The 6,541-nt window shown below is 64.0% G+C and carries 6 protein-coding genes and 1 pseudogene; 6 read left to right on the plus strand and 1 reads right to left on the minus strand.

The genetic code is table 11. The features are described from left to right. The 6 genes and pseudogenes from EN991_RS18540 to EN991_RS18565 form a co-directional block, all read left to right on the plus strand. Positions 1–503: pseudogene (locus tag EN991_RS18540) on the plus strand (ectoine utilization protein EutA); the annotation flags it as partial. 3 nt (positions 504–506) lie between these two features. Beyond that, entirely contained in the window at positions 507–1,505 is a 999-nt protein-coding gene (gene eutB, locus EN991_RS18545) for a hydroxyectoine utilization dehydratase EutB (RefSeq protein WP_127367171.1), read from the plus strand. Further along, positions 1,502–2,494, plus strand: coding sequence for an ectoine utilization protein EutC (gene eutC, locus EN991_RS18550; protein WP_127369274.1), 993 nt, complete (start codon positions 1,502–1,504; stop codon positions 2,492–2,494). Before eutB ends, eutC begins: the two co-directional genes overlap by 4 nt. Before the next feature lie 129 nt (positions 2,495–2,623). Further along, positions 2,624–3,802, plus strand: a complete 1,179-nt coding sequence (doeA, locus tag EN991_RS18555; RefSeq protein WP_063172777.1) for an ectoine hydrolase DoeA — start codon at positions 2,624–2,626, stop codon at positions 3,800–3,802. A 5-nt stretch (positions 3,803–3,807) separates the two neighbouring features. After that, positions 3,808–4,806, plus strand: coding sequence for a N(2)-acetyl-L-2,4-diaminobutanoate deacetylase DoeB (gene doeB / locus EN991_RS18560; protein WP_024502317.1), 999 nt, complete (start codon positions 3,808–3,810; stop codon positions 4,804–4,806). Positions 4,807–5,277: 471 nt separating this feature from the next. Next, positions 5,278–5,532: a DUF768 domain-containing protein gene (locus EN991_RS18565; protein ID WP_127369275.1), complete on the plus strand. Its 255-nt coding sequence runs from the start codon at positions 5,278–5,280 to the stop codon at positions 5,530–5,532. Positions 5,533–5,602: 70 nt separating this feature from the next. Here the strand turns inward: EN991_RS18565 and EN991_RS18570 are convergent. Continuing rightward, the coding region (locus tag EN991_RS18570; protein ID WP_164769180.1) for a P1 family peptidase at positions 5,603–6,541 on the minus strand (939 nt) is incomplete at its 5' end.

The raw sequence follows: 6,541 nt of genomic DNA on the forward strand, positions 1-6,541 counted from the left end.
ATTCCTGCACTTCGGCCTCGGTGGTGATCGGCGATGCCGAGATCGAGGCGGCGATCCAGGTCGCAAAGCCCGCCGTGCCGGTAATCACCCCGCCGATGGCGGGCGTGCGCGGGCTGCGTGCGCTGGGCGCAAGCAAGATCAGCATCCTCACTCCCTACACGGTCGAGACATCCAGGCCGATGGCCGCCTATTTCGCGGCGCACGGCTTCGAGATCGCCAGCTTCACCTGCCTCGGTTTCGAGGACGACCGCGAGATGGCGCGCATCGCACCGGCGGCCCTCGTCGAACTGGCGCGTGAGGCGATCGACGCCAGCGCCGATGCGCTGTTCGTCTCCTGCACGGCGCTGCGTAGCGCCCTCGCGGTCACCGGAATGGAAAAAACTATTGGACGTCCCGTGGTGACCAGCAACCAGGCGACCGCCTGGAATTGTCTGCGGCTGTGCGGAGATGACACGCCGCGTCCCGAATTCGGCCGTCTGATGACGCAGCCATTTGCCGCCTGATTGATGATCATGACACAGGTCACTCTTGAGCACATTCGCGCCGCGCGTGAGCGCATTGCCGGCAAGGTCGAGCGCACGCCGACAGTGCTGTCCCAAAGTCTTTCCGAAGGGCTGGGCGTCCCCGTCCACCTCAAGCTCGAACACCGGCAGACCACCGGCAGCTTCAAGCTGCGCGGCGCCTCGAATGCCGTCGCTTCGCTCAGCACCGCGGAGAAGACGCGTGGCGTGGTCGCGGCCTCGACCGGCAACCACGGCCGCGCGCTGGCGCATGCGGCGAAGCTTGAGGGCATGCGCGCGGTGATCTGCATGTCGCGGCTGGTGCCTGAAAACAAGCTCGACGAGATCCGCCGGCTGGGCGCGGAGGTTCGCATTATCGGCAACAGTCAGGACGATGCCCAGCAGGAGGTCGATCGGCTGGTGGCGCAAGAGGGGCTGGTTATGCTGCCGCCCTTCGACCATCCCGACATTGTCGCCGGGCAAGGCACGCTCGGGCTTGAGATGATCGAACAGGTCCCGGATGCTGCCCTCGTCCTGGTGCAGTTGTCGGGTGGCGGGCTCGCCTCAGGCGTTGCCGCGGCCATCAAAGGCGTCAGCCCCGGCACAAAGATCATCGGTGTCTCGATGGCTCGTGGCGCGGCGATGAAGGCCAGCCTCGATGCCGGCCGCCCGGTGCTGGTGGAAGAATTGCCGACGCTGGCGGATTCGCTCGGCGGCGGCATCGGCCTCGACAACCGGCTGACCTTCGCCATGTGCCGCGACCTGCTCGATGGTATCATCCTGCTTAGCGAGGACGAGATCGCCGCCGGCATCCGTCACGCCTATGCGCGCGAACGCGAAATCGTCGAGGGCGCCGGCGCGGTCGGCATCGCCGCGCTACTCGCCGGCAAGGTCAGGTCGGACGGGCCGGTGGTCGTGCTTCTCTCCGGCCGCAACATCGATATGGACGCGCACCGCAGGATCGTCTGCGGCGAGGCGCCATCGCTCAAGGAGCACGCCGCATGAGCCGGATGACGATCCTCACCGAGCAAGAATTGCGCGCGATCGTGACACTCGATCTCGATGCAGTCGCCTGCGTCGAAAACGCCTTCCGTGCGCTTGCCACCCTGCCGGTGGCGATGCCGCCGATCCTGCGGCTCGATATTCCCGAGCATCGCGGCGAGGTCGACGTGAAGACCGCTTACGTGCCTGATATCGACGGTTTCGCCATCAAGATCAGCCCCGGCTTTTTCGACAATCCGAAGCTCGGCCTGCCCAGCGTCAACGGCATGATGGTGCTGCTGTCGTCCAAAACCGGGCTGGTCGAAGCACTGCTGCTCGACAACGGCTATCTCACGGATATCCGAACCGCTGCTGCCGGCGCCGTCGCCGCCAAACATCTGTCGCGGCAGGACTCGTCAGTTGCCGCGATCTTCGGCGCCGGCGTCCAGGCCGGGTTGCAATTGGAAGCCCTGATGCTGGTGCGGCCGATTACCGAGGCGCGCATCTGGGCGCGCGATGCGGCAAAGGCCGAGGCAACCGCCGGAGCCCTGCGCGAAAAGCTCGGCATTCTCGTGCATGCCGAGCCCGACGCGGCAAACGCAGTTGTCGGCGCCGACATCATCGTCACCACCACGCCTTCGACCGAGCCGCTGATCAAGGCGGGTTTCGTTTCCGCCGGCCAGCACATCACGGCGATGGGCTCCGACGCCGAGCACAAGAACGAGATCGCGCCGGCAATCCTGCGCATGGCCGATCTCTATGTCGCGGACAGCGCCCGTCAGACGCGGCGGCTGGGTGAGCTGCATCACGCCATCGCGGCGGGCGTGATGGCCGCTGAGGAAGAGGTGACCGAACTTGGCCAGATTATCGCCGGTAAACGGCACGGTCGGCGCTCGGCCAGCGACATCACCATCGCCGATCTGACCGGCACCGGCGTTCAGGATACGGCGATAGCTACGTTCGCCCGCGATCGGGCGCGGGTGGCCGGTTCCGGGGCCATTTTCGAAAGCTGATGCTGGCCAAGGCGTGATCCGGAAAAGTGGGAACCGGTTTTCCGAAAGATCACGCCCAAACAAGAACGACGGGCCGGTTTCAACGAAGTTGAAACAGGCTCAAGGCCCAACAAACGAGGACCAAGAACAATGCAACCGAACCTGAGATTCTCGCGCGGCGAATATGCGGATCGCCTCGCCAAGACACGCAAAGCCATGGAGGTGAAGGGCGTCGATCTTCTTGTTATCAGCGACCCGTCCAATATGGCCTGGCTGACCGGCTATGACGGCTGGTCGTTCTACGTGCATCAGGCGGTTATCGTGCCGCCATCGGGCGAGCCGGTCTGGTACGGCCGTGGCCAGGACGCCAACGGTGCCAAGCGCACTGCCTATCTCGCGCATGATAACATCGTCGGCTATGCCGATCACTATGTGCAGTCGACCGAGCGCCACCCGATGGATTTTTTGGCCAGCGTGCTTGCGGATCGCGGCTGGGGCAAGCTGACAGTCGGCGTTGAGATGGACAATTACTGGTTCTCGGCCGCCGCCTTCGCATCGCTGCAGAAGCATTTGCCCAATGCCCGCTTTGTCGATGCCACCGCGCTGGTCAACTGGCAGCGCGCGATCAAGAGCCCGACCGAGATCGACTATATGCGCAAGGCGGCTCGCATCGTCGAGGCGATGCACCAGCGCATCTTCGACAAGATCGAGGTCGGCATGCGCAAATGCGATCTCGTTGCCGAAATCTATGATGCCGGCACGCGCGGCGTCGATGGCATCGGCGGCGACTATCCGGCGATCGTGCCGCTGCTGCCGTCGGGTGCCGATGCCTCGGCGCCGCATCTGACCTGGGACGACAGACCGATGAAGCGGGACGAGGGCACCTTCTTCGAGATCGCCGGCTGCTACAACCGCTATCACTGCCCGCTGTCGCGCACCGTCTTCCTAGGCAAGCCGACGCAGGAATTCCTCGATGCCGAGAAGGCGACGCTGGAAGGTATGGAAGCGGGGCTGGCCGCGGCCAAACCCGGCAACGCCTGTGAGGACATCGCCAACGCCTTCTTCGCCGTGCTGAAGAAGTATGGCATCGTCAAGGACAACCGCACCGGCTATTCGATCGGACTGTCCTATCCGCCGGACTGGGGCGAGCGCACGATGAGCTTGCGTCCCGGCGACCGCACCGAACTCAAGCCCGGCATGACCTTCCATTTCATGACCGGCCTGTGGCTGGAAACGATGGGACTGGAGATCACCGAGTCCATCCTGATCACCGAAACCGGTGTGGAGTGCCTGGCCAATGTGCCGCGTAAGCTGGTGGTGAAGGATTGAGCCCGATGTCGAATCTACGCTCATCACCGGTCGCGCCGACCGTCGATTTCGACCGCGACGGCGTCCAGCACGGCTTCCTGCGCTTGCCCTACAGCCGCGACGATTCCGCGTGGGGCTCGGTGATGATACCGATCTGCGTCATCCGCAACGGCAACGGACCGGCAGCTCTGCTGTCCGGCGCCAACCATGGCGACGAATATGAGGGGCCGCTGGCCCTCTACGATCTCGCCAGGACCCTCGATCCCAGGCAAGTCAGCGGCACGGTGATCATCGTGCCGGCAATGAACTATCCGGCGTTCCGCGCCGGCACGCGCACCTCGCCGATCGACAAGGGCAACATGAACCGCAGCTTTCCCGGCCGGCCGGACGGAACGGTGACCGAAAAGATCGCCGATTACTTTCAACGTGAGCTGCTGCCTCGCGCCGACATCGTGTTCGACTTCCACTCCGGCGGCAAGACGCTGGACTTCGTGCCGTTCTGCGCGGCGCACACTTTGCCCGACAAGGCGCTGGAACAGAAAGCCTTTGACGCGGTCGCGGCCTTTGCCGCTCCGTTCTCGATGCGCATGATCGAGATCGACGCCGTTGGCATGTACGACACGGCAGCCGAGGAGATGGGCAAGGTCTTCGTCAGCACCGAACTTGGCGGCGGCGGCACGTCGCGCGCGCAAACCGTGCGGATCGCGAGGCGCGGCATTCTCAACGTGCTGCGTCATGCCGGCATTGTAGATGGTGCGGTCGAGAAGACTCGAACCCAGTGGCTCGACATGCCGTCGGGCGATTGTTTCTCGTTCGCCGAAGACGACGGCATGATCGAAACCATGGTCGATCTCGGTGAGCCCGTCAAAGAAGGCTCGGTGCTGGCGCGCATTCATTCCACCGGCCGCACCGGCGTCGCTCCGCAGGAGATCCGGGCAAAAATGTCGGGCATGCTTGCGGCGCGGCATTTCCCCGGGCTGGTTAAGGCCGGCGACTGCGCGGCGGTGGTGGCTGTGCACGTCTGAGCGGCTCCGCCGGGGCCTGCTCCACCCGGTTCGGGTCCATCGTCACTTGTTCTGCGTCCGTCGCGGAGCCCTTCGGCGCGGCGGAAAGAAGCAGGATAGCGGGCGGAGTCGACATTGCAGGAGGATGTCACTATATAGCGGCGGCTTCGACCCGCGCGCCCGAGGGCAGCACCTCGAAGCAACTGTGAATGTGTAGTGTTTTGCGCCATCTATTGTGACGGAAATCGGCTCGGAAACCGGAAAAAAGCAAATAGAAACAGTGGCGCAGCGCTGGGTGTGACCCAGCCAACGGTACCGACCCCTCCAGAATCAGAAAATGCCCTTGACCCCTCGATTTCCTATGGCTCTGTGGACCTTGGACGGCATTGGCTTGCCGGCTGACCGCGACTCGGCTGGAATGGGGACATGCATCCTTTGGGGGATGTCGACGTTTATGATTACCAACCGGCTTTGCCGCCAGGGAACAGCAGTATGAGCGAACACGCCATCGAATTCTTGCGGGGATGGATCGGCGAAAAGGTCCATTGCCAGTCCCCTCAGGCAAGGATCGACAAGCAGGCCGAAACCTTGGCCAAGGAGTGCGCCGCCGAGGCGGCCGAGGTCGGCATTCCGCTGGAGGATATCCAGGAAGAAGTCGGCGATATCCAGGAACTTATCGCATCCCGGCTTGAGGAAGCGGCCGAGGCCGAAGAAAGCCAGCAGGCCCCCAGAAAAGCCGCCGAATGATCAAAGCCGCCGAATGATCGCATAGCGGCGACATTGTTGCAGCGCGGGCTTCTGGCCCGCGTTTTTGTCTTCAGCCAAAGGTCTCCTTCAGCCACGTCTTCGGCAGCGCCGGCACGAAATTCCCGTCGCGTCCGGTCATATCGTCATTGGCAACCAGCGCGTTGAGGATTGCTTCCTCCACGGTCTGGATCACCGCATCGAAAAACGGATCGATGTCGGTATCGGGAATAAAATCGGCACTGGCGATGCGGCCGGATGGCGCCCGCGCGGCGCTCGCATTGGCGGTCGAGAAGGCGATGAAAATGTCGCCTGAACTGTGATACCCGAAGCCTCCGGTCATGGCGACGCCAAGCGGCACCCGTCGGGCCAGCCGCTTCATCTGATGCGGCAGGAACGGTGCGTCGGTGGCGATGACGGCGATGATCGAACCCTTTTCGGCGCGCGGTGTGCCTTCGCGGACAGCCGGTTCGACGAGTTGCGGCCCGGCGCGCAGGCCGCGAATGGCAATATTGCGCCGTTTGCCAAAATTGGACTGCACGAAGGCGCCGACCGTATAGGCACGGCCGTGCCATTCGACGATGCGCGATGCCGTGCCGGAGCCGGCCTTGAAGCCGAAGGTGATCATGCCGGTGCCGCCGCCGACGCTGCCTTCCTCGATCGGTCCGCCGGCGGCACCGTCGAGGGCCTGCGCAACATGCTCCGACGTCAAATGGTGGCCGTTGATGTCGTTGAGGAAGCCGTCATAGGTCTCCGCCGCCACCGGCAGTCCCCAGCCGCTGTCAAGCGCCGCCGGCAGCACGCTTTGCATCCAGCGCAGCGTGCCGTCGCGGGAAACGCCGCAGGAATGCGTGTTGGTGATGGTGATCGGGAAGTTGAAAGCGCCGGTTTCCTCGACGATGTGCGAGCCGGTCAGTTCGCCGTTTCCGTTCTGGCTGAAGATCCCGGCGAAGACCGGGTTGGCGAGGTCGGCAAGCGGCCTGGGCAGGATCGCGGTCACGCCGGTGCGAAC

Source organism: Mesorhizobium sp. M7A.F.Ca.US.005.03.2.1 (assembly GCF_003997795.1).
GTDB lineage: Bacteria > Pseudomonadota > Alphaproteobacteria > Rhizobiales > Rhizobiaceae > Mesorhizobium > Mesorhizobium ciceri.

Excerpts from the sequence above, each read along its gene's own strand:
- eutC (WP_127369274.1), top strand. The coding sequence starts at position 1,502 with ATGAGCCGGATGACGATCCTCACCGAGCAAGAATTGCGCGCGATCGTG.
- eutB (WP_127367171.1), top strand. The coding sequence starts at position 507 with ATGATCATGACACAGGTCACTCTTGAGCACATTCGCGCCGCGCGTGAG.
- doeB (WP_024502317.1), top strand. The coding sequence starts at position 3,808 with ATGTCGAATCTACGCTCATCACCGGTCGCGCCGACCGTCGATTTCGAC.
- EN991_RS18565 (WP_127369275.1), top strand. The coding sequence starts at position 5,278 with ATGAGCGAACACGCCATCGAATTCTTGCGGGGATGGATCGGCGAAAAG.
- doeA (WP_063172777.1), top strand. The coding sequence starts at position 2,624 with ATGCAACCGAACCTGAGATTCTCGCGCGGCGAATATGCGGATCGCCTC.